The sequence below is a fragment of the Rubrivirga sp. genome (assembly GCF_965213695.1).
Taxonomy (GTDB): domain Bacteria; phylum Bacteroidota; class Rhodothermia; order Rhodothermales; family Rubricoccaceae; genus Rubrivirga.
The window spans coordinates 4238818-4262660 of record NZ_OZ243912.1; the positions used below are offsets into that span (position 1 = coordinate 4238818).

General features: G+C 73.3%; 26 protein-coding genes. 12 read left to right on the plus strand and 14 right to left on the minus strand.

Annotated features, from left to right (window positions below; translation table 11 throughout):
• Positions 1-10 precede the first annotated feature (10 nt).
• Positions 11-2140: an ATP-dependent DNA helicase RecG gene (gene recG / locus ACOOHE_RS18655; RefSeq protein WP_420455604.1), complete on the minus strand. Its 2130-nt coding sequence runs from the start codon at positions 2138-2140 to the stop codon at positions 11-13.
• Between the two features lie 50 nt (positions 2141-2190).
• Here recG and ACOOHE_RS18660 point away from each other — a divergent pair, with 50 nt between their 5' ends.
• A complete protein-coding gene (locus ACOOHE_RS18660) occupies positions 2191-3000 on the plus strand; it encodes an IS5 family transposase (protein WP_420453934.1) in 810 nt (269 codons plus the stop codon).
• Positions 3001-3513: 513 nt separating this feature from the next.
• Positions 3514-3915: a hypothetical protein gene (locus tag ACOOHE_RS18665; RefSeq protein ID WP_420455605.1), complete on the plus strand. Its 402-nt coding sequence runs from the start codon at positions 3514-3516 to the stop codon at positions 3913-3915.
• Positions 3916-4043: 128 nt separating this feature from the next.
• On the opposite strand, the gene ACOOHE_RS18670 is transcribed toward ACOOHE_RS18665, so the two are convergent.
• Entirely contained in the window at positions 4044-4871 is an 828-nt protein-coding gene (locus ACOOHE_RS18670; RefSeq protein ID WP_420455606.1) for a hypothetical protein, read from the minus strand.
• Positions 4871-5323: a DinB family protein gene (locus tag ACOOHE_RS18675; RefSeq protein WP_420455607.1), complete on the minus strand. Its 453-nt coding sequence runs from the start codon at positions 5321-5323 to the stop codon at positions 4871-4873. Before ACOOHE_RS18675 ends, ACOOHE_RS18670 begins: the two co-directional genes overlap by 1 nt.
• A gap of 154 nt (positions 5324-5477) precedes the next feature.
• Here ACOOHE_RS18675 and ACOOHE_RS18680 point away from each other — a divergent pair, with 154 nt between their 5' ends.
• Both ACOOHE_RS18680 and ACOOHE_RS18685 read left to right on the plus strand, forming a co-directional pair.
• Positions 5478-5723: a hypothetical protein gene (locus ACOOHE_RS18680; RefSeq protein ID WP_420455608.1), complete on the plus strand. Its 246-nt coding sequence runs from the start codon at positions 5478-5480 to the stop codon at positions 5721-5723.
• Positions 5724-5747: 24 nt separating this feature from the next.
• The gene (locus ACOOHE_RS18685; RefSeq protein WP_420455609.1) at positions 5748-6098 is read left to right on the plus strand and encodes a hypothetical protein; all 351 of its coding nucleotides are present in this window, start codon (positions 5748-5750) and stop codon (positions 6096-6098) included.
• Positions 6099-6179: 81 nt separating this feature from the next.
• Here the strand turns inward: ACOOHE_RS18685 and ACOOHE_RS18690 are convergent, their stop codons facing one another.
• Positions 6180-6560, minus strand: coding sequence for a PRC-barrel domain-containing protein (locus ACOOHE_RS18690; RefSeq protein ID WP_420455610.1), 381 nt, complete (start codon positions 6558-6560; stop codon positions 6180-6182).
• Positions 6561-6744: 184 nt separating this feature from the next.
• Here ACOOHE_RS18690 and ACOOHE_RS18695 point away from each other — a divergent pair, with 184 nt between their 5' ends.
• Positions 6745-7374 carry a M23 family metallopeptidase gene (locus ACOOHE_RS18695; protein ID WP_420455611.1) on the plus strand — a complete coding sequence of 210 codons (630 nt, stop codon included), beginning with the start codon at positions 6745-6747 and terminating at the stop codon, positions 7372-7374.
• Positions 7375-7677: 303 nt separating this feature from the next.
• Here the strand turns inward: ACOOHE_RS18695 and ACOOHE_RS18700 are convergent, their stop codons facing one another.
• From ACOOHE_RS18700 to ACOOHE_RS18725, 6 genes are all read right to left on the minus strand, one after another.
• The gene (locus tag ACOOHE_RS18700; RefSeq protein ID WP_420455612.1) at positions 7678-7866 is read right to left on the minus strand and encodes a hypothetical protein; all 189 of its coding nucleotides are present in this window, start codon (positions 7864-7866) and stop codon (positions 7678-7680) included.
• A 54-nt stretch (positions 7867-7920) separates the two neighbouring features.
• Positions 7921-9483, minus strand: coding sequence for a hypothetical protein (locus tag ACOOHE_RS18705; RefSeq protein ID WP_420455613.1), 1563 nt, complete (start codon positions 9481-9483; stop codon positions 7921-7923).
• Between the two features lie 269 nt (positions 9484-9752).
• Positions 9753-10295, minus strand: a complete 543-nt coding sequence (folE, locus tag ACOOHE_RS18710) for a GTP cyclohydrolase I FolE (RefSeq protein WP_420457638.1) — start codon at positions 10293-10295, stop codon at positions 9753-9755.
• A gap of 100 nt (positions 10296-10395) precedes the next feature.
• Complete coding sequence (locus ACOOHE_RS18715) at positions 10396-10803, minus strand: 6-pyruvoyl trahydropterin synthase family protein (RefSeq protein ID WP_420455614.1); 408 nt, start codon at positions 10801-10803, stop codon at positions 10396-10398.
• Positions 10804-10884: 81 nt separating this feature from the next.
• Positions 10885-13179 (minus strand): FxSxx-COOH system tetratricopeptide repeat protein, encoded by a 2295-nt coding sequence (fxsT, locus tag ACOOHE_RS18720; protein ID WP_420455615.1) that lies wholly within the window; start codon positions 13177-13179, stop codon positions 10885-10887.
• Between the two features lie 82 nt (positions 13180-13261).
• Complete coding sequence (locus ACOOHE_RS18725) at positions 13262-14020, minus strand: creatininase family protein (protein ID WP_420455616.1); 759 nt, start codon at positions 14018-14020, stop codon at positions 13262-13264.
• 115 nt (positions 14021-14135) lie between these two features.
• Between ACOOHE_RS18725 and ACOOHE_RS18730 the strand changes: the two genes are divergently transcribed.
• Positions 14136-14486, plus strand: coding sequence for a histidine triad nucleotide-binding protein (locus tag ACOOHE_RS18730; RefSeq protein ID WP_420455617.1), 351 nt, complete (start codon positions 14136-14138; stop codon positions 14484-14486).
• A gap of 80 nt (positions 14487-14566) precedes the next feature.
• Entirely contained in the window at positions 14567-15331 is a 765-nt protein-coding gene (locus ACOOHE_RS18735; RefSeq protein ID WP_420455618.1) for an ABC transporter ATP-binding protein, read from the plus strand.
• A gap of 104 nt (positions 15332-15435) precedes the next feature.
• On the opposite strand, the gene ACOOHE_RS18740 is transcribed toward ACOOHE_RS18735, so the two are convergent.
• Positions 15436-16002, minus strand: a complete 567-nt coding sequence (locus ACOOHE_RS18740; RefSeq protein WP_420455619.1) for a hypothetical protein — start codon at positions 16000-16002, stop codon at positions 15436-15438.
• A gap of 100 nt (positions 16003-16102) precedes the next feature.
• Between ACOOHE_RS18740 and ACOOHE_RS18745 the strand changes: the two genes are divergently transcribed.
• The 5 genes from ACOOHE_RS18745 to ACOOHE_RS18765 all read left to right on the plus strand — a co-directional run bounded on the left by ACOOHE_RS18745 (position 16103) and on the right by ACOOHE_RS18765 (position 19664).
• Positions 16103-16882, plus strand: a complete 780-nt coding sequence (locus ACOOHE_RS18745; protein WP_420455620.1) for a tryptophan-rich sensory protein — start codon at positions 16103-16105, stop codon at positions 16880-16882.
• A complete protein-coding gene (locus ACOOHE_RS18750) occupies positions 16875-17120 on the plus strand; it encodes a hypothetical protein (protein ID WP_420455621.1) in 246 nt (81 codons plus the stop codon). The genes ACOOHE_RS18745 and ACOOHE_RS18750 overlap by 8 nt, the downstream gene beginning before the upstream one ends.
• Before the next feature lie 46 nt (positions 17121-17166).
• Positions 17167-18219, plus strand: coding sequence for a saccharopine dehydrogenase family protein (locus ACOOHE_RS18755; RefSeq protein ID WP_420455622.1), 1053 nt, complete (start codon positions 17167-17169; stop codon positions 18217-18219).
• Between the two features lie 60 nt (positions 18220-18279).
• The gene (locus ACOOHE_RS18760; RefSeq protein WP_420455623.1) at positions 18280-19005 is read left to right on the plus strand and encodes a YebC/PmpR family DNA-binding transcriptional regulator; all 726 of its coding nucleotides are present in this window, start codon (positions 18280-18282) and stop codon (positions 19003-19005) included.
• Between the two features lie 143 nt (positions 19006-19148).
• Complete coding sequence (locus ACOOHE_RS18765) at positions 19149-19664, plus strand: DinB family protein (protein ID WP_420455624.1); 516 nt, start codon at positions 19149-19151, stop codon at positions 19662-19664.
• Between the two features lie 46 nt (positions 19665-19710).
• Here the strand turns inward: ACOOHE_RS18765 and ACOOHE_RS18770 are convergent, their stop codons facing one another.
• The 3 genes from ACOOHE_RS18770 to ACOOHE_RS18780 form a co-directional block, all read right to left on the minus strand.
• Entirely contained in the window at positions 19711-20541 is an 831-nt protein-coding gene (locus ACOOHE_RS18770; protein ID WP_420455625.1) for an SDR family NAD(P)-dependent oxidoreductase, read from the minus strand.
• A complete protein-coding gene (locus ACOOHE_RS18775; protein ID WP_420455626.1) occupies positions 20538-23114 on the minus strand; it encodes an alpha/beta hydrolase fold domain-containing protein in 2577 nt (858 codons plus the stop codon). The genes ACOOHE_RS18770 and ACOOHE_RS18775 overlap by 4 nt, the downstream gene beginning before the upstream one ends.
• A 194-nt stretch (positions 23115-23308) precedes the next feature.
• Positions 23309-23800: an ankyrin repeat domain-containing protein gene (locus ACOOHE_RS18780; protein WP_420455627.1), complete on the minus strand. Its 492-nt coding sequence runs from the start codon at positions 23798-23800 to the stop codon at positions 23309-23311.
• Positions 23801-23843 lie beyond the last annotated feature (43 nt).

Below are 23843 nucleotides of genomic sequence, written 5' to 3' on the forward strand. Positions count from 1 at the left end.
GCCTTCGACCTCAGCCCACGCGCGCGAACCCCAAGCTCCGCGGCGCCGTCCGGCCGAAGTGCTGGCGGGTGGCCGCCAGCTCCGGCGCCGCCAGCGTGGGGTCCGCCTCGGCGATGGCGAAGGCGGCCTCGCGCGCCTCGGCCAGGATCTCGGCGTCCCTCACGATGTCGGCGATCTTGAGGTCGGGCAGGCCGGACTGGCGCGTGCCGAAAAAGTCGCCGGCGCCGCGGAGGCGGAGGTCGGCCTCGGAGATCTCGAACCCGTCGGTCGTGGCCTCCATCGTCTCCAGGCGCTCCTCGGCCTCCGACGTGCGTTTGTAGGACGCCATCAAAAAACAGTAGCTCTGGTCGGCCCCGCGCCCGACGCGACCGCGAAGCTGGTGGAGTTGGCTGAGGCCGAACCGCTCGGCGTGCTCGATCACCATGACCGTCGCGTTCGGCACGTCGACGCCGACCTCGATGACGGTCGTGGCCACCAGCACGTCGGTCTCGCCGGCCTTGAACCGGTCCATCGCCTCCTCCTTTTCGTAGGCGAACATCCGTCCGTGGACGAGGTCCACGCGGTACGGGCGGAGCTGCTCCATCAACTCGGCCGCGCCGTTCTCGGCGTCCTTCACGTCCGCCAGCGTCTCGGACTCCGACTCCTCCACGAGCGGGTAGACGACGTAGGCCTGGCGGCCCTCCCTCAGTTGGCGCTTGACGAAGTCGAGCATCTCGTCGCGCCGCTTGTCGCTGTAGACGCGCGTGTCGATGGGCTTGCGGCCGGCGGGGAGCTCGTCGATGGCCGAGACGTCGAGGTCGCCGTAGACCGTCATGGCGAGCGAGCGCGGGATGGGCGTCGCCGTCATCATCAGGACGTGGGGCCGCTGGCCCTTCTTGAACATCCGGGCCCGCTGGACGACGCCGAACCGGTGCTGCTCGTCGACGACGGCCAGCCCGAGGTTTTTGAACTCGACCTTGTCCTCGATGATCGCGTGCGTGCCGACGACGACCGACGCCGTCCCGTCGGCGATCTCGGCCAGGATCTCGTCGCGGAGCTTCTTGCGCTGGCCGCCGATGAGGAGCCGCGTCTCCAGACCCAGCGGCTCCAGAAACCGGCGGATGTTGGCGTAGTGCTGCTCGGTCAGGATCTCGGTCGGCGCCATGAATGCGGCCTGGTGGCCGGCGTCGACGGCCATCAGCATCGACGCCACGCCGACGACCGTCTTGCCGCTCCCGACGTCGCCCTGGACCAAGCGGTTCATCTGGTGGCCGGAGGCCGTGTCGGCCGCGATGGTGTCCAAAACCCGCTGCTGGGCGCCCGTCAGCTCGAACGGGAGCACCTCGTCGAGAAACTGGCGGGCGTGGTTTCCGAGCCCGTCGAGCACGACGCCGGCCCGTTTCTCCTGGCGCCCCTTCGTCAGCGCCAGCAACAACTGGAGGAAGAAGAACTCCTCGAAGATGAGCCGGCGGCGGGCCCGCCCGCGCTCGGCCGCGTCGCGTGGAAAGTGGACGGCCCGGAGCGCGACGTTGCCGTCGATGAGGTCGTACCGCTCGCGGACCGACGCCGGCAGCACCTCGGGGATCGCCAGCCCGTGCTCTTTGATGAGCCGGTAGATCAGCGTGCGGAACACGCGGCTGTTGAGGCCGACCTTGTCGAGCGCCGCGCCGCCGGGGTACAGCGGGACGATCCGGCCGGTCGTGAGCGCCGCGCTCGCGTCGTCGAGCTTGTCGGCCTCGGGGTGGGCGATGGAGAACTGGGACCCGTACTTCTCGGCCTTGCCGTGGAAGGCGTAGAGGTCGCCGCGGTTGTAGAGCCGGTGGATCCAGTTCGCGCCGCGGAACCAGACGCACTTGAGCGTGCCGCCCGAGTCGTCGGTCACCCGGAGCTCGAAGCGACTGCGGCCTCCGCGGCCCGGAACCAGCCCCTTGGCCGTGACCGTCCCGACGACGGTGTACTCGCCGGGCTCAACGATGTCGCGGATGGGCGTGACGGTGCTCCGGTCGAGGTAGCGGCGCGGGTAGTACCGCAGGAGGTCGCGGAACGTCTTGACGCCGGCCTTGCGGAGCGGCTCGGCGCGGCGCTCGCCCGCGCCGGGGAGCTCTTCGATGTCGGTGTCGAGGACCGAGGGCTCGGTCGCAGTCGCGGTCGGGGCGGCCATGCCGCAAGCTAGAGCTTGTCATGGACTCGGTGGCGGGGTGAGCTTCGGCGATGCCGCAGCCCTACTCCTACCCCTCCGACGTCTCCGACGACGAGTGGGCCTTCTGCGTCGGGTACCTCGCCCTCGTCCGCGAGGACGCCCCCCAGCGCAAGCACGACCTCCGCGCCGTCTTCGACGGCCTCCGCTACGTCACCCGCACCGGCGCGCCCTGGCGCTACCTCCCGGGCGACTTCCCGCCCTGGCAGGCCGTCCAGCAGCAGGCCGAGCGCTGGACCGCGGCGGGCGTCTTCGAGGCCATGGCCCACGACCTCCGCGCCATCGTCCGGTGGCTCGACGGCCGCCACGCCGACCCGTCGGCGGCCATCCTCGACAGCCGGACGCTCCAATCGACGCCCACGAGCGGCGCGCGCGCCGGGTACGACGGGGCCAAGCGGCGGAAGGGCTCGAAGGTCCACGCCGCCGTCGACACGCTCGGCAACCTGCTCGCGGTCGTAGTGACGCCGGCCAACGAGGGCGACCGCGACCAGGTCGGCGCGCTCTGTGAGCGGGTCCAGGCGGTGTGCGGCGAGCGGGTCGAGGTCGCGTTCGTGGACCAGGGCTACACCGGGGCGCCGGCGCGAGCGGCGGGGGCCGCGCACAAGATCCGGCTGGAGGTCGTCAAGCACACCGAGGCGAAGCGGGGGTTCGTACTGCTACCGCGCCGGTGGGTCGTCGAGCGTTCGTTCGGGTGGCTGGCGCGGTTCCGGCGGCTCGCTCGGGACTACGAGCGGCTGCCGGAGACGCTGGCGAGCCTCCACTTCTTGGCGTTCGTCGCGCTGCTGCTGCGTCAGTTGGCGGCCCTGGGCGTTCTGAGTCCATGACAAGCTCTAGGCCCGCCCGGGTGACGGCTGGCGCGTCACGGGCACCCTCCGGAGTGGCACGCTGTGCCTCTCGGAGGGGGACCGTTTCTCCACCCCCCTCGCGTCGACCCCCTGCGCCCCTTCCGGTCGCTCCGCTCCCAAGTCGGGGAGCTGTCCCCCTTCGAGGGCAGGGCTGCTACGTTCTGCGAAACGAGTCAGAGTCCTAAACGGAACGGCCGTCATCCCCGCGCACGCGGGGATCCATAGGGGGCCGCTCGCTGAGGCGCCGTTGCATATGGGTTCCCGCGTGCGCGGGACCGCGAAGCGACGGCGCCAGCCAATGACACCTGTTGTCTGTATGGTCGGAAAGAACGTAGCGGCCCTGCCCTTCGAGGGGGACAGTGCGGGTGCCCGCTGAGCGGAGCGAGGGACGCTCAAACAGGGGGCCCGCGAGGCGACGCTGAGTCACATCGTAGCCTGCGCCGCAACCTCGCCTGCCGTCCCGGGTCTCCGTCCCTCACCTGCCCGATCTCGATGTCTCGTCCCGTTCTCCTCGTGCTCGCGGCGCTCGTCGCGAGCGGCTGCGCCACGGCCTCCGGGTCCGTTTCGGCCCGCGACGCTCTCGTCGGCCGGTGGACGATGGAGCGCGTGACCGACGGCGGCAACGATGTCTCGGCCACGGCCAACCCGGCCGGCGACCGCTTCATCGTCCTCCACGCCGACGGCACGTTCGAGAGCGGCGGCCGGCCCTACGGCCGCAACACGGGCCGCTGGGTCTACAACGCCCGCACGCGCCGGCTCGGCCTCGACAGCGACCTCGGGCCGGACGACGACAGCACGTGGGCCGTCTCGCTCCGCGACGACACGATGGAGTGGGAGGGGGTCGGGTCGGCCTACGCCCGGAGGTTCCGCATCACGTCGCGGCGCGTACGCTGAGAGACTGTGGGACCGGAGACGGAGGACGGGAGACCGACACCCATGCCCGTCCTCCGTCTTCGGTCCCTGGTCTCGCGGGGCCGAGGTCTGTCCCTCGTCACTCGGATTGCGGAGTCCGTCTCTGAGCGTCAGTGGGTCTCGGCCACGGTCTCGGCCACGCCCTCGGCCCAGCGGCGGGGCTCGAACAGGACCGGGTCGAGGACGGGGTCGGCCACGATGTCGGAGTACTCCTCCCAGAACACGCGCTCGCCGTCCTGCCAGACCTCGACGAGCGGCGCGATCCAGCCGCCGCCGAGCGGGCGGTAGTTCTCGAACCGGACGTCGCGGCGCGCGCCCTCGGGCCCCGTCTCCACCAGGCGGACGAACAGGAGCCGGTCGCGCTCGACCCAGACCTCGCCGGTCTCGGGCGCGCCGAGCACGTAGGCCGGGGTGCCGTCCCACACGTCCGTCCGAAACGCCGCGAGATCGACGCCGTCCTCGGCCGCGATGCGGAGCGTCTCGACCGGGTCCTGCGTGTAGACGTCGAAGCCCCACAGCAGGAGCGGGTTCCGGTCGGCGACGGCCGCTTCGAGCCGGCCGTCCTGGACCACGTACATCGTGTCGCCGACGAACAGGATGTCGGTTCCGACCATCGGGTCGCCCATCTCGATGCGGAGGCGGCCGGGGAGCGCGGCCCACTCGCGCCAGGTCTCGACCGAGACGGCGCCGTCGGGCTCGCGGCGGCTCGTCCGTTGGGTGAACGAGAGCGTGCGGGCCCACTCGGGGTAGCGCGTCGCCATGGCCTCGACGAGCGAGGCGGCGTCGAACACGGGGTCGGCCCGCATGGGGCCGGCGAAGACGGGGCCCATCCGGGGCGGCCGGTCCGTGGTGTCGGCCGGGGCCGGCGAGGCGTCGGCGACAGGGGGCGTCTGGGCGCAGCCGGCGACGGCGAGCGCGAGGAGCAGGGCGAGGCGCATCAGCGTGTGCGGGACCAGACGATAAGGTCGAGGGCGGGCGGCGCGACGCCGGCCGCGCGCAGGGCGACGCACGCCTGGCCCCGGTGGTGGGCACCGTGGAGGCGGACGTGGTCGAGCACGTCGGCGACCGGGCTCTCGAAGGCGTCGCCCCGCGTGGTCCGATACACGGCGGTGCCGCCGAGGTCGTCCACGCTGGCGAGGAACGCGCGCCAGTCGGCGGTGGTCTCGTTGAGGAGGGCGCGGCAGCCGCCGGCGTCGAGGGCCGGCCAGATCTCCAAGCCGTCCGTCGGGCCACCCGTTAGGCGCCGGTGCCACACGCGGTCGGCGGCGAGCGCGTGGGCCGCCGGCCGGAGCGCGTCGGGGACGGGGTGCTCCTCCAGGACCCCGACCAAGGTGCGTCCTGCCCACGCGTGGTGCTGAAACTGACGGCGGGCGGCGGCGAGCGGCGTCATGGCGAGCGGGACCGAGGGGCCGAATGGTAACGCCCGCGTTCCGACCCGACCGACCGGACGGCTCCCCGACTCTCCCCAGCCCTCGGCCTCGCGGAGATCGGCCGGTTGGCACGCGACTTGACGAAGGGCGTGTCAAGCTCATCCCTCCCCGCCCATGACCCAGGTCACCCCCGCTCGCCCCACCCCCTTCACCGCCCTCTTGGCCGGCTACGTCACCGGCCGCGTCAGCGACGATGCGATGGCCCGCTTCGACGACCTGTTCGAGGACACGTCGGCGTCGGCCCAGGAGCGGCTCGCGTTCGCCCGGTTCTACCTCGACGTGCTCGCCACGGGCGACGTGGCCGAGGCGCTGCCTGCCCCCGACGAGGTCGGCGGCATCCTGTCCGCGATCCAGGCGTAGAGGGCGGGCCCAGCGCCCGTCCCCATGTCTAGCTGCCCGGACCACCTGCCGTCCACGCCGGACGGCCGCTACTTCGTCCACGGCGGTCGTCTCTGGCGGTGCTCGAACCCCTCGCTCTCCGACGACGAGCGCGCCCGGCTCGTCTCCGAGCTGATGGACGCCCGCCGCGCCGTCGGCACCGCCAAACGTGCCGACGACGCCGACGCCGAGCGCGAGGCCCGGGCGCGCGTCCACGACGCCAAGGTCGCCCTGGGCGAGCGCGGGCCGACGTGGTGGGACGGCGACGACGACGTCAACCGCCACGCGCCCGAGAACACGCCCTACGCCGACTGGTGGGCCGGCCTGTCCGACAACGAGCGGGCGGCCGGCGCGTGAACCGGACACAAAAAGGCCCCCCGGTGCCGAGAACCGGGGGGCCGATGCGGCCCTCCACGGGGCGCGACTGCGTGCGGCGCGCTAGTTAGCGAGCGCCGGCTCGTTCACACGCGACCGGAGGTACGTGTCGCGCTGACCGTAGAAGTCGTACACGCCCTCGACGAACTCGCGGTTGGCCGTCTGCGGCCAGTCGTTCTTGTCGAACCCGGGGGCCGACTCGAGCTTGTCCTTGGTCACGTTCAGGACGAACCGCTCGTTCGTGCGGTCGATCTCGAAGGCCTGGAGCGGGACGGCGAACAGCTTGTCGCCGATGCCGAGGAACCCGCCGAAGTCGAGCACGGCGTACTCGACGCGCCCGTTCTGGGGGTCGAGCATGATGTCCTCGATGGACCCGAGCGTCTCGCCCTGGCGGTTGACGACAGTCGTGTTGCGGATGCTGGAGGTTGAGAGAAGCGTATTCACTGGATAGATTGGATTCTAGAAGAGGGGAAACCCGGCGGGGCGTTCCTGCCGGTCGATGGGTAGTATGCATCTCAGCGTTCGTTGTTTTCAAGCGCGGATGAACTCCCACACGCCGCGCCCGCATGGCGGCTCTCCGGCGGGCGTATTCTCCCTCGCTGTGTGCCGACCCCCCGCTGCACCCGCCATGCGCCTCGCTTCCGCGTCGATCTTGCTCGCCGGCCTCGCCCTCTCTGCCTGCGCCGGCACCGGCGGCGCCCGACCGAACGGATGGGGCGCCCCCCGTGGCGAGCGGCCCGCCGTCGCCGAGCGCCCCCCCGCTCGGCCCGCCGACCGGCCACGGGAGGCACGGCCACGCCCCGTCGTCCGTCCCTCTGCCGCGTCGTCCGGGATGGTGATCCCCGTCGTCGGCGTCGGGGGCCACGAGCTGCGGGACTCGTTCGACGCGCCGCGCTCGGGCGGGCGGACCCACCACGCGATCGACATCGCCGCCCCTCGCGGGACGCCCATCGTGGCCGTCGTCGACGGGACGATCACGCGGCGCCACTGGAACCGGCTCGGGGGCAACACGCTCTACCTCGCCTCGGCCGACGGCCGGATGGACTTCTACTACGCCCACCTCGACGCCTACCAGGACGGGATCGAGGTCGGCACGCGCGTCCGGCGCGGGCAGGTGCTGGGGACCGTCGGCTCGACGGGGAACGCGCGGGGGCCACACCTCCACCTCCAGGTCCTCGACAAGCGGGGCGACGGCCGGGGCACCCCGGTCAACCCGTACGACCTGCTCCGTGGGGCCGAGCTGGCGATCATCGACTAGAGCGATGCCAGGGTGCTCGTAGGCCGCCCCCGCTCCCGCGGCCATCGCTCCGCTCCGTGCCGCAGGAGCTGTCCCTTGGATAGGTCGGCCGGCCGCTGAGCGGAGCGAGGGGCGGCCGGCCAGGGGGTCCGCTCGCGAGCAACGTGTCGTACCAAGTCCGGCTGCTCGATGCCGGTTCGGCGTGGGGCCGAGTGTGGGAGGAGGGGGTGTGGGAGGGGACCCTCCCTCCTCCCATACCCCCACACTCCTCCCGGATTTGGTATCACGGCACTAGCGAGCCGTCCGAGGCCGGGCCCGGCGCGCTCAGCCGCGGAGCCGCTCGTTCTCCTGGGTCAGTCGGGCCACCTCTTGGATCGAGCCCTTGAGGTGGGCCCTCAGGTTCTCGTGCTCCTCCCGGAGGGCGGCGAGGTCGCGCTTGAGCTGGTCAATCTCGGCCTTCACCTCGCGGAGGCGGGCCGTCGGGACTCGGATCGTGTCGGCGTCGTCGCTCATGTCGGGGCGTGGGGCCCGGCCTGTGGGGACCGAAAGCTACGGCGGGCGGCGGGCTCAGCGCCCGGGGTCCGGCGCGCCGTCGCCGATGGGCTGGGGCCGATAGCCCGGGTCGCCGTCGGACGGGGGGGGCGGAGGGGTCTCCGAGCCGCCGGCGCCGGGCAGGCGCGGGATGTCGTCGGCGGCCACGGCCGCCTGCTGCTCGAGCGTCGTCCGCGCCAGGCCGCTGCCTCCGCTGGCCCCGACCACGACGCGGTAGGTCCCGGCCGAGGGCAACGTGAGCCGGAGCCGGGCCCGGTCGCCGTCGGGCGCCGCCGGCGTCCGCGTGCCGTCCGGGCCGACGAGCGTGAGCGACGGCGTGAACCCGTCGGCCCGGACCTCGAGCCGGACCCGGTCGCCGACGCGGCCCCGGATCGCGTACGTCAGCGTCTCGCCGGCCGCCAGCGAGTCGGCGACGGCGCGGCCGTCGGTGGGGAGCGCCCGGAGGGTGGCGTCGGGCACCTCCGCCGTCACCCGCTCGGCCTCGACGGCGAGCTGGACCGAGTACGCCCCCTTCTGCCCGGCCGTCTGCGACGAGACCACGAGGGTGTGGGTCCCGCTCTTTGCCGGCGTGAACACGAACGTCACGACGCCCCCGGCACGGCCCGTCTCGCCGCGGACGGCCCCGTCGGGGCCTTGGAGTTGGACGACGGGCGCGAACGCGCTCGACCGGACGGTCACGGTGTGCTCGCGCCCCCCGGCGCCCGAGAAGCGGTAGCGGTCACGGAAGAACCCCTCGACCTGCTCGCTGAACTCGCCCAGCTCGGCGCGAACGGCCGGGCCGCCCGGCGCGAGGGGGCGGACGGGGTCCTCGGAGACCAGGCGGAAGGCGTAGGCCCCGGTCTGCGCCGGCACCCGCGACCCAACCAGGATCCGGTACAGGCCCGGCCCGCGGAGCCCGGTCACGGCCACGATCCGGGTGCCCGTGTCGGGGTCCTCGGAGACCAGCTCGGCCTCGACGCGGTCGCCCTCGGGCGTCTCGACCACCAGGTCCGGGTAGAAGTCCTCCGACGACATCCGGAAGGCGAGGACGCGGCCGGACGAGTCGGCGGCGAACGTGTAGAGGTCCTGGTACCGGCCGTCGGCCGTCGCGAAGTCGGTCTCGGAGAGCGTCCCCTCGATGAGCCCCGGCTCGGCGAGAGAGACCGCTTCCGGCCCGGTCGGCTCCGCCGTCGGCGTGGGGGCCTCGGCGACGGGCGCGTCGTCGCGGTCGGTGAGCAGGCCGAAGACGACGACGCCGAGCACGACCAAGCCCGCGACGCCGACGGCTAGCAGCAACGGGGTCAGCCAGCGGTTCCGGGGCTCGGCGACCGGCGCCGGACGAGCGGCGCGAGGCGGAGCGGTGGCGGCGCCGTCTCCCCCGGCGACGGCCGCGGCGACGTTCCACGGGGCGGCCGCCCGGTGGCCGTTGGGGCACCCGCCGAGGGCCTCCCACGTCTCGCGCAGCGAGACGAGCCCGCAGGCCCCGCACATCACGACCTGGTTGGTCGGGCGGAACGGGACGCGGGTGAGCGGGTCGGCGACGCGGGCGCGCAAGAAGCGGGCGTCGGCGTCGGCGTCGAGGCGGTGGAACTCGGACACGGCGGGGGTCGGCAGGGGGCGGCCAAGCTAGCGCGCGGCGCCGGGGGCGTCCTTCACGTCGGCCTGGAACTCAGGGCCATCGGCCACCACAACCTCCCCCCGTTGTCATCCTGAGCGGACGCGAAGGATCTGCTGGACGCGGGCGCCGAGTCGGTCGAAGCCCCCGAACGGCGAGCCGCTAGACCCCTCGTTCCCGCTCGGGACGACAGCACGGGGGGCATCGGGGGACCTGATCGCCTTGGTCTGGAGACGCGCGAAGCGGGAACGCGCTAGCTCGCGATGAGCCGCATGAACTCGGCCCGCGTGTCGGGCTGGTCGAGGAAGACGCCGCTCATGGCGCTCGTCGTCGTCATCGAGTTCTGCTTCTCGGCGCCCCGCATCATCATGCACAGGTGCTGGGCCTCGATGACGACGGCCACGCCCTCGGGCCGGAGCACCCGGTCGACGGCGTCGCGGATCTGGAGCGTCAGCCGCTCCTGGACCTGGAGCCGCCGCGCGTAGACGTCGACCAGGCGCGGGATCTTGCTCAGCCCGACGATGTGGCCGTTCGGGATGTAGGCGACGTGGGCCTTGCCGAAGAACGGGAGCGCGTGGTGCTCGCACAGGCTGTAGACCTCGACGTCGCGGACGACGACCATCTCGGAGTAGTCCTCGGCAAAGAGGGCGCTCCGCAAGATCTCGTCGGGGTCGAGGCCGTAGCCGTGCGTCAGGAACTGCCACGCCTTCGCGACGCGCTCGGGCGTCTTGATGAGCCCCTCGCGCCCGGGGTCCTCGCCGATCAGCTCGAGCTGGCGACGGGTGAGCGCGGCCAGCTCGTCGGTGGCCGCGTCGTGGTAGACGTCCTGGCGCTCGTACAGGAGCGGGCTGGCGTCCCGGACGGCGAGGTCGGTGGCGCCGCCGGGGCGCGAGGAATCATTCGCCACGGTACACGACGGAGTTGTTGGGGGTCTCGCGGAGGGTCACCTCGTGGAGGCCGGGGACGTGGGGCGCGAGCCGCTCCCAGATGGCGACGGCGAGGGTCTCGGTCGACGTCTTCTTCCCCTCCAGGAAGGGGACGTCGAGGTTGAGATTCTTGTGGTCGAGCGGCTCGACGACCTCGGCCTCGATGGTCGCCTTGAGCGCCGCCAGGTCCACCACGAAGCCGGTGTCGGGGTCGGGCTCGCCGGCGACGGTCACGTCGAGCTCGTAGTTGTGGCCGTGCCAGTTGGGGCTGTTGCACTTCCCGAACGTCGCCCGATTCCACTCGTCGGACTGGGCCGGGTTGTGGAGGCGGTGGGCCGCGTTGAAGTGGGCCTTGCGGGTGACGTAGACCGTCGGCATGGGGCGGAGGGCGGGGCCGGCGGGTACCGCGCGGCGCGGACGGCGTTCCGGCGACCGCTGGCGGAGACGCCCCGACGCCGGCTAGGGGCGGAGGCTAGCGAGGCGCGAGCGGGCTATGCGTGTGCTCGGGTGATCGGAACCCAGCTTCTGCTCGAAGATGGCGAGGGCGCGTCGGTACCCCGCCTCAGCCCCGTCGAGGTCGCCTCGATCGCGAAGCACGTCCCCGAGGTTGCCTAGGCGGTTGGCGACATCGGGGTGGTCCGGCCCAAGCGCCGCTTCGCCGATGGCAAGGGCGCGACGGTACGCCGCCTCGGCGCCTTCGAGGTCGCCCCGGTCGTGGAGCGCGAGCCCGAGGTTGTTCAGGGCTGTGGCGACGTGAGGGTAGTCCGGCCCGTACACCGCCTCAAAAGTGGCGAGGGCACAGCGGTGGGCAGCCTCGGCGCCTTCGAGGTCGCCCCGGGCGCGGAGCACGAGCCCGAGGTTGTTCAGGGTCGTGGCGACATCGGGGTGGTCCGGCCCGTACGCCGCCTCAGCAATGGCGAGGGCGCGGCGGTACGCTGCCTCGGCGCCTTTGAGGTCGCCCGAGGCGCGGAGCACGCCTCCGAGGTTGCTCAGGGCGGCAGCAACATTGGGATGGTCCGGCCCGAGCGCCGCCTCGTCAAGGGCGAGGGCCCGCTCAAACAGCGCCTGCGCGTCGGCGTAGTCAGCCTGGAGCTGAGCGAGCGCAGCCATGCGGTCCAGAAGGTACGATTCGTCCGCGACGTCCCCCCCGTCGAGACCCGTCACCGCGTAGGCGTGCGGGACGAGCGCGGCGAACTCGACCATCCGCCCGGACATCTCCGAACTGCTGACCCTGAACGCGTCGCACACGAACCGGAGGGCCACCCCGGTCCACTTCTCCCGCTCCCCGTTGTCCATCCGGTCGAGAGTGACGGCCTGGACGAGGCGGTGGACGGCGAGGCGGTCGCCGTCCACACGGACAAGCGAGTGCCGCCGGAGCGCCCCGAGGACTCGCCCCCACGCGAGTGGGTCAGTCTGGACCACGTCGAGCGACGCCGGCCACGTCACCTCCCACTCGCGGATGCGCCGGCCGGGGATATCATCCGGCGCGAGGCAGGCGCAGAGTTTGAGGAGCGCGGCGGCGGCCGGCTCCGCCGCATCGACGCGCTCGAATGCGAGGCTCCACGTCGTCGCCACGGAGTCCGGGTAGTCGATCATCTCAGACCGCTGGGCGAGCAGGTCGGCCCGGCGCTGGCGGAACAGGTCGAGGTAGTCGTCGAACGAGAGCCCCGTCTCCTCGGCGTACGCGGCAGCCTGCTCCAACGCGAGCGGGAGGTCCCCTAGCGCCTCCGCCAGCCGCTCGGCCGCTGGCCGCTCCGTCTCCGGCCGCCCCGCCCGGCGGAGCAGAAGGTGGGCGGCCTCGTCCCGACCCAGCACGCGGACCGGGACCGGCTCTGCCACGCCCCGCCATGCGGCGGCCCGGGAGGTGACGAGGACGTGGCCCCGCCCCGCCTCGGGAAGAACGCCCCGGACGGCCCCGGCGTCCTCGGCGTTGTCGTAGACGAGAAGCCAGCGGTCGTGCTCGGCCCACCACTGTTGGAGCGCGGCGATCACGGCCTCCGGCCCCGCGTCGCGCTCCGCGACGCCCAGGCGGGCCGCCAACTCGGCCAAGTCGCTCGTGAGCACGCCCCGTTCCTTGGTCCGGACCAGCCAGCCCACGCGGTAGTCGTCGCGGTGGCGCTTGGCGAACTCTAGAGCGAGCTGCGTCTTGCCAACGCCGCCGAGGCCGCAGAGCGCCGTGAGCGCCACACGCCCACCGCCTGCAAGCGCCTTCTCTATCGCGGCCAGTTGCTCCTCTCGCCCCGTAAACGTCCGCGTCGAGGCGGGGATGTTCCAGACGGCTCCCGGCGCAGGCGGGGACACTTGGCGCTTCTGCATCTCTTCCGCCGCACGCCGGATGGCTTTGGCGACGTCAGTAAACGCTTCGTCCCGGTTCTCCCAGCTCGTGACGGGCCGGGCGTTCCTGGGTGGCCCCTGGAGCTTCCCGAACGGCGTCCCCTTCCAGTCGCAGGCCCGGAGGAAGACGGGGATCACGCGGGCCGCGCCCGCCTCGTGGCGCTCCATCGCTCGGACCACCTCGACGCTGTAGCAGTAGTCCGAGGCGAGAAAATCTGAGCTGACGAGGAAGAGGACGATGCCGGCCTGCTCCAGACGCTGGTCGATCTCGTTGTCCCACTCGTCACCAGCCACGATCTGACGGTCGTGCCACTCCTCGATCACGCCCTGCCGCCGGAGCATAGCGAGGTGTTTCTCCAGCTCGTCGCGCAGGTCTTCGTCCTTGTGTGCGTAGGAGTAGAACAGCGTAAGCGGGCGCATGACGGCGCTGTCGTCGGGCTTGGTGCGGCAGGTTACGCCCTTCGGCCGCCTCCGGCTCGGCTGCGACGCCCCGCTGGCGTGCCTACCGATACGGGTCGGACGGGTCCATCGCTGCCAGGTCGACGAGGAACGACGCCACGCGGTCGGCCACGGCGTCGACGAAGGCGGCCCCCTTGTCGGCCGTCGCTGCGCGCGGGTCGCCGACGCCGGTGTCGGCCGTCATCTGGCGCCAGTCGCGGGGTGCCCACGCCCAGCCCTCGCGGAGCGCGGCCACGCGGAACGGGCGCTCGGCCCCGTCGCCGGCCTCGCCGAGCGGGCGGACGAGGTCGGGTCGGAGGTGCATCACGACGCTCGTTTCGAGCTCGCCGGCGTGGTCGCCCGGCACGTCGAAGTGGTCGGCGGCCGGCGCCGCGCGCCACCAGTCGAGCGCGCACAGGAACACGTTGGTCCGGCCCTGGAGCTCCCGGACCATCGGCTTGAAGTCGTTGCCGCCGTGGCCGTTGATGATCACGAGCCGGCCGATCTCGGCGGCCTCCAGGCTCCGCACGACGTCGGCCAGCACGCGGGCCTGGGTCGACGGGCTCAAGTCAATGGTCGGCCCCAGGCCGAGCTGCATCGCGTTCGCCCCGAACGGGACCGGCGGCAGCACGAGCACGCGGGCCCCGCGCTCCCACGCCCGCCGCGCCGCCTCGACGGCAACGGCCTCGGCCTGGATCGTGTCCGTGGCGTACGGCAGGTGCGTGTTGTGGGGCTCCGTCGCGCCCCATGGCAACACCGCGACGGCGGTTGCGGCGTCTCGAGCGACGGCCCAGGTCAGGTCGGCGAGGACGTACGGGCGCATGGCGACGAAAGGAGGTGGCAACCTCCGTGCGACGCCTCGGCCCCCACTCGCGGTCCCGAGCGTCGGCCGTCCGGCCGGTTAGCTTGGCGGTCGCCCTGCCGATACCCCCGCCCCCATGGCCGACGACTCCGACAAAACGCTCTTCCAGAAGATCGCCGACGGCGACGTCCCGGCCGACCTCGTCTACCAGGACGACCAAGCCATCGCCTTCCGCGACATCTCGCCCCAGGCGCCGACCCACGTCCTGGTCGTCCCCCGCAAGCCGATCCCGCGCGCCGACGCCGTCGAGCCCGAGGACGAGGCGCTCGTGGGCCACCTGTTCACGGTCGCCCGCCGCGTGGCCCACGCCGAAGGCCTGAGCGACTACCGCTTGGTCGTCAACAACGGGGCGGGCGCGGGGCAGAGCGTGTTCCACCTCCACGTCCACCTGCTCGGCGGGCGCGGGCTCCAGTGGCCGCCGGGATAGGCCCCAGGCAACAGGAATCGGGAATCAGGAGGTCGTTGGCACCTCCCCCTGATTCCTGAACCCTGACTCCTCTTTCCTCTATGATCGCAGTCCACGACGTCCGCGTCGCCATCGACGGGGTCGAGATCCTCCACGGGGTCTCGTTCGAGGTCGCGGCCGGGACGGTGGCCGGGTACGTCGGCCCGAACGGGGCCGGCAAGACGACGACGATGCGGCTGCTCACGGGCGCCCTCCCGCCCGACGCCGGCCGCGTCACCGTCGGCGGGGTCGACGTGGTGGCCGAGCCCGTCGAGGCCAAGCGCCGGTTCGGCTACGTCCCCGAGCACGGCCACGTCTACGAGAGCTTCACGCCCGACGAGTACCTCACGTTCATCGGCCGGATGCACCGGCTGCCCGAGGCCACGATCCGCGAGCGGAGCGCGGCCCACCTCGCCTTCTGGGACCTGAGCGAGGCCGGCGACCGCTCGATGGTCGGGTTCTCGAAGGGGATGAAGCAGAAGGTGCTGCTCTCGGCCGCCCTCCTGCACGACCCGCCGGTCCTGCTCCTGGACGAGCCGCTCGGCGGCCTCGACGCCCACGCCGTCCTGCAAACGCGGGCGCTCTTGCGCACGCTGGCCGCGCGCGGGCGGACCGTGTTCTACTCGTCGCACCTTCTCGACGCCGTCGAGAAAGTGGCCGACCTGGTCGTCGTGATCCGGGACGGGCACATCCTACAGACCGGGTCGCCCGAGGAGGTCACGGCGTCCGGCGGCGGCGGCTCGCTCGAGGACGCCTTCGGCAAGCTGACCGCGGCGGCCGACGCCTACGACCAGGCCGAGACCCTCGTCGCGGCGGCGTTCGCGTAGCGGGCCGACGGCGGGGAGCGCTGCGTCTGAACGGGCCGGCGTCCGTCCCGGCAGCGACCCCGCGCACGGTGTCCCATCGAGCGCGGACCCGGCCGGATGTGGCGTCAGCCGTCCTCCGGCTCCTCCTCGTCGAGGAGCGGGCTCTCGTCGCCCGGCCCGAACGTCTCCGTAAGGTCGCGGACGGCCGCGTAGATCAGGAGCATGACGCCGATCACCGCGCCGCCGACGAGCGCCGACAGGCCCGTCGCGACGTAGTAGACCACGTCGTACCAGCGGTGCGGGATGCCGGAGGCGTCGCCGAACGGGACCACCAGGCTCACGAGCAGCAGCGTCGCCGCGCCGAACACGACGACGTCGGCGAGGGCGATCTGGCGGATCCGCTCAAAGTGGCTGCCCCGGATCTGGCGGTCGGTGTCCGACGTCAGCCCGAGGATCGTGAGCATGAGCGCCAACGTCGAGGCGCTGACCACCATCACCGTCGACGTGAACGAGCGGATGGTCGGGATCGCCGCCTGGAGCAGCGACCGCGCCTCGCTGTCGCCGACGTTGCCGACCAGGACCAGCACGGTCCCCATCAGGACCGCGGCGACCAGGCCGCCGGTGAGCGCGATCCGGAGGTCGGCGCGGACCTGCTCCTGGTCGTCGGGGGTGAGGGCGTCGAGTCCGAACATGGTCTGGGGGGAGGGTGTGACCGAACGGTCAGGCGGGCCATCGGGTCCGGCGGAGCGCGGGGTGGGGGATCGGCGTAGGCCCGCCCCGCCCTCCCCCTCCATGCGCGGACTCTCGCGACAGATCGCCGTCGGGCTCGCCGTCGCCTTCAACCTGACGATGAACGGGCTCGCCGGGGCCGGCGTGCTGTTCGGCGTCGACACCGGCGCCGTCTCCGACGCGGCGCCGACGCCGATCACGCCGGCCGGCTGGGCGTTCTCGGTGTGGTCCGTCATCTTCGCGGGCGTGGCCGTGTTCGCCGTCTGGCAGGCGCTGCCGGCCCAGCGGGGCGCGCGCTACTACCGGGTCGCCGTCCCGTTCGTCGCGGCCAACGGGCTCAACGGGCTGTGGCAGATCCCGTGGCTGACCGGGCACTTCGGGATCGCGGCGCTCGTGATCGTGGCGATCCTGGCGTCGCTCGTGGCGTCGCTCGTGGCGTCGCTCGTGGCGTCGCTCGTGGCGACGTACGTCCGGCTCGACCGGATGGGGCTGCGGGGCGCCGAGCGGTGGGCGCTCGGCGTGCCGGTGTCGCTGTTCCTGGCGTGGCTCGCGGTGGCCACGCCGCTCAACGTGACTGTCTGGATCCGCGACCTCGGCTGGACCACCGACGCCGTCGTCTGGCCCGCGCTCGTGGTGCTGGCGGTCGCCAGCGTCGGCGCGTGGCTGCTGGCGCGGACGGCCGACCTCGCGGTCGCGCTCGTGCTGCTGTGGGCGTTCGTCGCCATCGGCGTCGGCGCGGAGGGCGTGCTGTGGGGTGCGATGGTCGCCGCCGGCGTCGTCGTGGTGGCCGCGTTGTTCGTCGGATCCCGCCGCCACTCGCTGTGGCCCACCGCCCATGCCTGACCTTGCCTACACGCCCATCGCCTGCTCAATGCACGACCGGCTCGAACGCTGGGCCGTCCGCCGCGAGACCGTCGCCGTCGTCTGGCGCGACGGCGACGCCGAGCGGACGGCCGAGACGACCGTCGACGACGTGTTCGCACGCGACGGCGCCGACTGGGTGCGGCTGGGGACCGGCGCCGAGGTCCGCGCGGACCGGCTGGTGACCGTCGGCGGCGTCCCGGTGGCGGAGGCCTGCTGAGCGGCGGCGCGGGGCACCCCGCCCGCCGGCCCGCGTTGATCGGCCCATGCCCTTTTTGCTCTACGGCGCCACCGGCTACACCGGTCGCCTGATCGCCGACCTCGCCGTCTCGCGCGGCCACCGCCCCACGCTCGCCGGCCGCGACGCCGACAAGCTCGCGGTCGTGGCCGAGAGGACCGAGCTCGACGCCGTCACGGTCTCGCTCGACGACACCGCCACGCTCGACCGCGTGCTCACAAGCCACCCGCTGGTGCTCCACGCCGCCGGCCCGTTCTCGCGCACGTCCGCCCCGATGATCGAGGCGTGCCTGCGGACGGGCACGCACTACCTCGACGTGACCGGCGAGATCGAGGTGTTCGAGGCGCTCGCCGGCCGCGACTCGGCCGCCCGCCGGGCCGGCATCACCGTGCTGCCCGGCACCGGCTTCGACGTGGTCCCGACCGACTGCTTGGCGATGCACCTCAAGGAGCGGCTGCCGACGGCGACCACGCTCAAGCTGGCGATCCGCGCGCTGTCGTCGGCGTCGCACGGGACGGCGCAGACGGCGGTCGAGAACCTGGGCGCGGGCGGGGCGATGCGGCGCGACGGCCAGATCGTGACGGTGCCGGCGGCCCACGACACGGTCGAGGCCACCTTCAGCGACGGCAAGGCGCGGCGGTGCGTCGCGATCCCGTGGGGCGACGTGAGCACGGCGTTCCACTCGACCGGCATCCCGACCATCACGACCTACGCGGCCTTCCCCGACACGGCGGTCCGGGTGATGAAGGCGAGCCGAGCCCTCGGCCCCGTCTTGCAGGCGGCCCCGGTGCAGGCGGCCCTGCGCCGGCTCGTGTCCTGGCGCGTGTCCGGGCCGACGGAGGCCGAGCGCGAGCGGGGCGCGTCGTTCGTCTGGGGCCAAGCGACCGACGACGCGGGCGGGCGGGCCGTGGCGACGTGGGCCGGGCCGGAGGGCTACGCCTTCACCGCCGACGCCGCGCTCCGCTCGGCGCTCGCGGTCTTGGACGGCCGCGCCGACATCGGCTTCCAGACGCCCTCGACCGCCTTCGGCGCCGACTTCGCGCTCGAGATGGACGGGACGAGCCGCAAGGACGTGGCATGACGGCGGACGACCGCTCCCGGTGCGGTCGGTAGCTTGCGGGCTCACCAGTACCCCGCGCGCATGGGCCGCATGTTCGAGAAGCGCAAGCACACGATGTTCGCGCGCTACGACCGGATGGCGAAGCAGTTCACCCGGATCGGGAAGGACATCGTAATCGCCGTCAGGGCCGGGGGGCCGGACCCCGACCTCAACCCGCAGCTCCGGCGGGCCATGCAGAACGCCAAGGGCGTCAACATGCCCAAGGAGAAGGTCGAGGCCGCCATCAAGCGGGCGCTCGGGAAGGACACCGCGAGCTACGACGAGGTGCTCTACGAGGGCTACGGGCCCCACGGCGTCCCGCTCCTGGTCGACGCGGCGACGGACAACGTGAACCGGACCGTCGCCAACCTCCGGGCCGTGCTCGCGCGCGGCGGCGGCAACTTGGGCACCAGTGGGAGCGTCGCGTTCCAGTTCACCAAGATGGGCGCGTTCACGCTCGACCCCGCGACCGTCGGCGACCGCGACGAGCTCGAGCTCGAGCTGATCGACGCGGGCCTGGAGGACCTCGGCGAGACGACGACCGAGGACGGGCGCGACGCGCTCCTGGCCCGGTGCTCCTTTTCCGACTTCGGCACGATGCAGAAGGCGCTCGACGAGCGCGGCATCGAGCCCATCGCCGCCGAGGTCGAGTACGTCCCCACGACGACGACCGAGCTCCCCGACGAGCAGGCCGACGCGGTCCTGGAGTTGGTCGCCAAGATCGAGGCCGACGAGGACGTCCAGCGCGTCTTCCACAACCTGGCGTGAGGGAGCCTCGTCGGTCGTCCTCGACGGGTCTCTTGAGAGCGGATGCGTGATCCGTGGCTCTCCTCGCCGAGGATCACGCATCACGGATCACGCACCGGAGCCCGCTACAGTCCGTCCGAAGGCGACATCCTTCCCACCCCATGATGCCCGAAGTCTGGCTCCGTGGCCCCGTCGACGGCGTGCCGGCGCTGCTCCAGCCCGTCGCCCACGCGCTGCTCCAGGCGCGCGAAGACGTGACGGCGCTGACGGACGAGCTTCCGGCGGATCGCCTGTGGGACCGGCCCGGCGGCGCAGCTTCGGCCGGCTTCCACCTCCAGCACCTCGCCGGCGTCCTGGACCGGATGCTGACCTACGCCCGCGGCGAGCCGCTCTCCGACAAACAGCTCGCCACGCTCGCGGCGGAGGGCGCGCGGGACGAGGCGCTCACGCCGGCCGCGCTGGCGGACGCCTTCGGCGACGGGGTCGACGCCGCGCTGGCCCAGCTCCGGGCCACCGACCCGGCCACGCTCGCCGACGCCCGGCCCGTCGGCCGCCAGCGCTTGCCGTCGACGGTGGTCGGGACGCTCGTCCACGCCGCCGAGCACACCCAGCGGCACGTGGGGCAGTTGCTGGTGACGGTGCGCGTGGTCGGAGGCGGACGACCGGGCCGCCCATCGTAGGCACGCCGGTGGCGTGCCCGGGTCACGGGCCCCACGCGGACCCCTCTCAGCGCCCGACGGTCCGGCGGAAGCCGGGCGCCAGCACGCGCCAGTAGCCCACCGGCATCAGCCGCTGGAGCCACGCCCCGGCGCGCGCGCCCTTGGCCACGATCAGCCGGGGCCGTCGCCGCTCGACCGCCCGTGCGATGGCCTCGCCGACGCGGTGGGGCGGCGTCGTCAGGAACGTTTTTTCGAACCGCTCGGCCTGGGCCGCGAGCGCTGAGGCGTCGGCGCCGGCCGCGAGCCGGGCGTTGCGCGAGATGGCCGTCGCCACGCCGCCCGGGTGGACGACCGTCACGCCGACGCCGGTCTCCTCGAGCTCGTGCCGGAGCGCCTCGCTGAACCCGCGGACGGCGAACTTCGAGGCCGCGTAGGCGGTCTGCTCGGCCGGCGCGAGGATGCCGAACAGGCTCGACACGTTGGCGATCTGGCCGCCGCTCGCGGTGAGTGCCGGCAGGAACGCCTTGGTCAATCCGATGAGCCCGAACACGTTGATCTCGAAGAGCCACCGGACCTCGTCCATCGACAACTCCTCGAACCGGCCGTTCAGCGCGACGCCAGCCGCGTTGACCAGGACGGTCGCCCGGCCGTGCCGGCTCAGGACCACCTCGGGCAGCGCCGCGACGGCGTCCGCGTCGGCCACGTCCACGACGTGCTCGCTGGCGTCGGCGCCGAGGGCGCGGGCCTCCGTCGCCGCCGACGCCAGCCCGTCGGCGTCGCGGTCAACGAGCGCGAGGGCGCACCCGCGGCGGCCCAGCGCGAGCGCCGTCGCCCGGCCGATGCCCGACGCCGCGCCGGTCACGACGGCGACGCCGCCGCTCAGGTCCAGTCGCCTCACGTCTCCCGCACCAGCTGGCGCCAGCGCCGCGCGACGGCGACGGTAGCGCGCTTCGCCGACGGGCTGACCGACGTCAGGTGGATGAACCCGTGGGGCAGGTCGGCCTGGCGGTAGAGGGCGGCCGGAGTGCCGGCGGCCTGGAGCGCGCGGGCGTAGGCCTCGCCCTCGTCGCGGAGCACGTCGAACCCGGCGGTCACCACGAGCGCGGGCGCGAGCCCGTCAAGGCGGCCCCGGATCGGCGAGATCCGCCAGTCCGTGCCGTCTTCTCGACCGGCCGTGTACACGTCGAAGAACGCGCGCCGCTCGGCCTCGGTCAGCAGGTAGCCGTCGAACAGGTCGCGCGAGGGCCGCCACGTCGGGTGGTCGGTCGCTGGGTAGAGCAGGAGCTGGGCGACCGGCGGCGCGTCGCCCTTGGTGGCCTGGGCCACGACGGTCGCGAGCGCCCCCCCCGCGCTGTCGCCGCCGACGGCCACGCGGCTCGCGTCGGTCCCGAGACGGCTGGCGTGCAGCTGCGCCCACCGGAACGCGGCGACCACGTCGTCGACGGCGGCGGGGAACGGGTGTTCGGGCGCGAGCCGGTAGGCCACGCTCAAGACGGTGTGGCCGGCCTGGCGGCACAGCAGCCGGCACGGCTCGTCGTGCGTGTCGAGGTCGCCCTCGACGTAGCCGCCGCCGTGGAAGAACACCAGCAGTGGCGGCCGGTCGACGCCGGCCGGCGCGTACAACCGGGCGTCGAGCGGGCCCGCGGCCCCGTCGACCGCGAGGTCGCGGACGGCGCCGACGGGCGTCGGCGTGCCGGTGACCGCGGCCGTGTCGCGCCGGTAGCGCGCCCGGGCGTCCTCGACGTCGTGGCGGACGAGCGCGGCGCCGTCCTCGCGGGGGTTGAGCGCCAGCACGGCGTGGGTCGCCGGGTCGAGCCGCTGGCCGTCGACCTCGGGCGGTGGGGACCCGGCGAGGGCAACCTGCGCGGCGTCGGGCAGCCGGCCGACGACGCGCGCGGCGGCCCCTCGGAGGCGGTCGACGGCCGAGGGCTCGCCCGGCACGTCGGGCGTGGGGGCGAGGGAACCGAGACGAGCGGGCTCGCCGGCCGCCCCGTCGCCGGCCTCGGGGCCGAGCGGGCGGAGCCGGTACTCGGACGGGTCGAACGGCGCGACGCGGCGCCGGAACGCGGGGACCGAGCCCGGCCAGATCGCCGCGTTCCGGCCGGTCTCGTCGAGGTACCACGACTCGCAGCCCGACGTCCAGACGGTCCCCTCCGCCCGTCGGTCCACCTCGTCGACCCACGCCTGCTGCGCCTCCGCCGTCGGCTCGACGGACGCCAGCGAGTGCCGCCGCATCGCGCCGACGGCGTTCGCGACGTGCTCGATCTGGGCCTCGGCCATCAGCACGACCGACGAATGGCCCAGGCCGGTGTTCGGCCCCTGGATCAGGAAGAAGTTGGGGAAGCCGGCCACCGTCGTCCCGAGGTGGGCCGTGGGGCTCCGGCCCCAGACCTCCGACAGCCGCCGCCCGTCGCGCCCGGCGACGTGCTGGCCGAACGGCATCTCGGTCGCGTAGAACCCGGTCGCGAACACGATCACGTCGGTCGGCCGCGCGACGCCGTCGGCCCCGACCGTCTCGCGCTCCCTCACCTCGACGAGCGCGCCGTCGACGACGGTCACGTTGGGCCGGGTGAGGGCCGGGTAGTAGTCGTCGGAGAGCAGGATCCGCTTGCAGCCGAGCCGGTAGTCCGGCGTCAGGACGCGGCGGAGGGCCGGGTCCGGGACCTGGGCGCGGAGGTGGCGGCGGGCCATCACGGCCTCGGCCTGGCGGGCGATCCAGGGGTGGCGGAAGGCGAGCCCGTACGTCTCGTGGTAGCCGAACAGCGACGTCCGCAGCGCCCGCTGGAGCGCCGGCCGCTGGCGGAACCGCTCGCGCGCGGCCCGAGAGAACGGGCCGTCGCGGCGCGGGATGATCCAGGGCGGTGTCCGCTGGTAGATCGTCAGCGTCTCGGCGACCCGCTGGAGCGGCGGCACCACCTGGATCGCAGAGGCGCCGGTCCCCACGACGGCCACGGCCCGGCCGTCGACCTCGACGGCGTCGTCCCACCGCGCCGTGTGCATCACGTCGCCCTGGAACGTGTCGAGGCCGGGGATCTCGGGCAGGCGCGGCTCGGCGAGCCCGCCCGGCGCGGCCACCAGCACGTCGGCCGTGAACGGGCCCCGGCTCGTCTCGATCCGCCACCGCGCCGCGTCGTCGTCCCACGTCGCGTCGCGGACGTCGTGGCCGAAGCGGATGTGGGGAAGGACGCCGAACCGCTCGGCGACGTCCTCGAGGTAGGCCCGGATCTCGGCCTGAGGCGAGAACCGCCGGCTCCAGTCCGGGTTCGGCGCGAACGAGAAGGCGTAGAGGTGCGACTCGACGTCGCACGCCGCGCCCGGATACGTGTTGTCCCGCCACACCCCGCCGACGGCGTCCGCCCGCTCGAACAGGACCACGTCCTCGACGCCCTCCTGCATCAGCCGGACGGCCGCGCCGATCCCCCCGAACCCGGTCCCGACGATGGCGACGTGGAAATGGGGGACGGACGGCATGGACGGACGGCGGGTGGGGCGCCGATGATACTGAACCCGAGTTGTGTCGGAACCGGAAGAGGCGGTGGGACCGGAGACGGAAGACCGGGGACCGGCTCTCCTGACGGGTCCCAGGCGGTCCTCCGTCCCCCGTCCTCGGTCCCGACGAACGCGAGGACCGGAGGCACAGCTTGGGTTACTGAGGCCCCGGGCGGTCAGCCGCCCGAGCGTAGCCGCTCGGCGAGGTCGGCGTGGCCGTGGGCGGCGGCGAGGTCGGCCGGCGTCATCCCGCGAGCGTCGCGGAGCGACGGGTCGGCACCGGCCGCTAGCAGGACATCGGCCAACTCGGGCTGGCGGAACAGGGCCGCGAAGTGGAGGGCCGTCGCGCCGGCGGGGTTCTGGGCGTTCGGGTCGGCCCCGGCGTCCACGAGCTGGCGGGCGCGGTCGAGGTGGCCTTTGAAGGCCATCCCCATCAGCGGCGTGTTGCCGCTGGCGTCGGGCGCGTCGGGGTCGGCGCCGCGCGCGAGCAGGAGGGCCGTCGTCGGGTGCTGGTCGTTGTAGGCCGCGATCATCAGCAACGTGTGGCCCCTGGCGTCGCGGAGGTCGGGGTCGAGGCCGGCGTCGAGGAAGACGGCCAGCACCTCGGCGTCGCCGCGCCGGGCGATCTCGTGGTGGTCGACGTGGTTGAGGTCGATGGGGTCTGACATGGGTACGGGGTCCACGGTACCGGGTAGGTGACCTCGCCGTACC

Bases quoted from the DNA above. Each gene is read 5' to 3' on its own strand.
- recG (WP_420455604.1), bottom strand. From the start codon at position 2,140: ATGGCCGCCCCGACCGCGACTGCGACCGAGCCCTCGGTCCTCGACACC.
- ACOOHE_RS18660 (WP_420453934.1), top strand. From the start codon at position 2,191: ATGCCGCAGCCCTACTCCTACCCCTCCGACGTCTCCGACGACGAGTGG.
- ACOOHE_RS18665 (WP_420455605.1), top strand. From the start codon at position 3,514: ATGTCTCGTCCCGTTCTCCTCGTGCTCGCGGCGCTCGTCGCGAGCGGC.
- ACOOHE_RS18670 (WP_420455606.1), bottom strand. From the start codon at position 4,871: ATGCGCCTCGCCCTGCTCCTCGCGCTCGCCGTCGCCGGCTGCGCCCAG.
- ACOOHE_RS18675 (WP_420455607.1), bottom strand. From the start codon at position 5,323: ATGACGCCGCTCGCCGCCGCCCGCCGTCAGTTTCAGCACCACGCGTGG.
- ACOOHE_RS18680 (WP_420455608.1), top strand. From the start codon at position 5,478: ATGACCCAGGTCACCCCCGCTCGCCCCACCCCCTTCACCGCCCTCTTG.
- ACOOHE_RS18685 (WP_420455609.1), top strand. From the start codon at position 5,748: ATGTCTAGCTGCCCGGACCACCTGCCGTCCACGCCGGACGGCCGCTAC.
- ACOOHE_RS18695 (WP_420455611.1), top strand. From the start codon at position 6,745: ATGCGCCTCGCTTCCGCGTCGATCTTGCTCGCCGGCCTCGCCCTCTCT.
- ACOOHE_RS18700 (WP_420455612.1), bottom strand. From the start codon at position 7,866: ATGAGCGACGACGCCGACACGATCCGAGTCCCGACGGCCCGCCTCCGC.
- ACOOHE_RS18715 (WP_420455614.1), bottom strand. From the start codon at position 10,803: ATGCCGACGGTCTACGTCACCCGCAAGGCCCACTTCAACGCGGCCCAC.
- fxsT (WP_420455615.1), bottom strand. From the start codon at position 13,179: ATGCGCCCGCTTACGCTGTTCTACTCCTACGCACACAAGGACGAAGAC.
- ACOOHE_RS18725 (WP_420455616.1), bottom strand. From the start codon at position 14,020: ATGCGCCCGTACGTCCTCGCCGACCTGACCTGGGCCGTCGCTCGAGAC.
- ACOOHE_RS18730 (WP_420455617.1), top strand. From the start codon at position 14,136: ATGGCCGACGACTCCGACAAAACGCTCTTCCAGAAGATCGCCGACGGC.
- ACOOHE_RS18735 (WP_420455618.1), top strand. From the start codon at position 14,567: ATGATCGCAGTCCACGACGTCCGCGTCGCCATCGACGGGGTCGAGATC.
- ACOOHE_RS18740 (WP_420455619.1), bottom strand. From the start codon at position 16,002: ATGTTCGGACTCGACGCCCTCACCCCCGACGACCAGGAGCAGGTCCGC.
- ACOOHE_RS18745 (WP_420455620.1), top strand. From the start codon at position 16,103: ATGCGCGGACTCTCGCGACAGATCGCCGTCGGGCTCGCCGTCGCCTTC.
- ACOOHE_RS18750 (WP_420455621.1), top strand. From the start codon at position 16,875: ATGCCTGACCTTGCCTACACGCCCATCGCCTGCTCAATGCACGACCGG.
- ACOOHE_RS18755 (WP_420455622.1), top strand. From the start codon at position 17,167: ATGCCCTTTTTGCTCTACGGCGCCACCGGCTACACCGGTCGCCTGATC.
- ACOOHE_RS18760 (WP_420455623.1), top strand. From the start codon at position 18,280: ATGGGCCGCATGTTCGAGAAGCGCAAGCACACGATGTTCGCGCGCTAC.
- ACOOHE_RS18765 (WP_420455624.1), top strand. From the start codon at position 19,149: ATGCCCGAAGTCTGGCTCCGTGGCCCCGTCGACGGCGTGCCGGCGCTG.
- ACOOHE_RS18775 (WP_420455626.1), bottom strand. From the start codon at position 23,114: ATGCCGTCCGTCCCCCATTTCCACGTCGCCATCGTCGGGACCGGGTTC.
- ACOOHE_RS18780 (WP_420455627.1), bottom strand. From the start codon at position 23,800: ATGTCAGACCCCATCGACCTCAACCACGTCGACCACCACGAGATCGCC.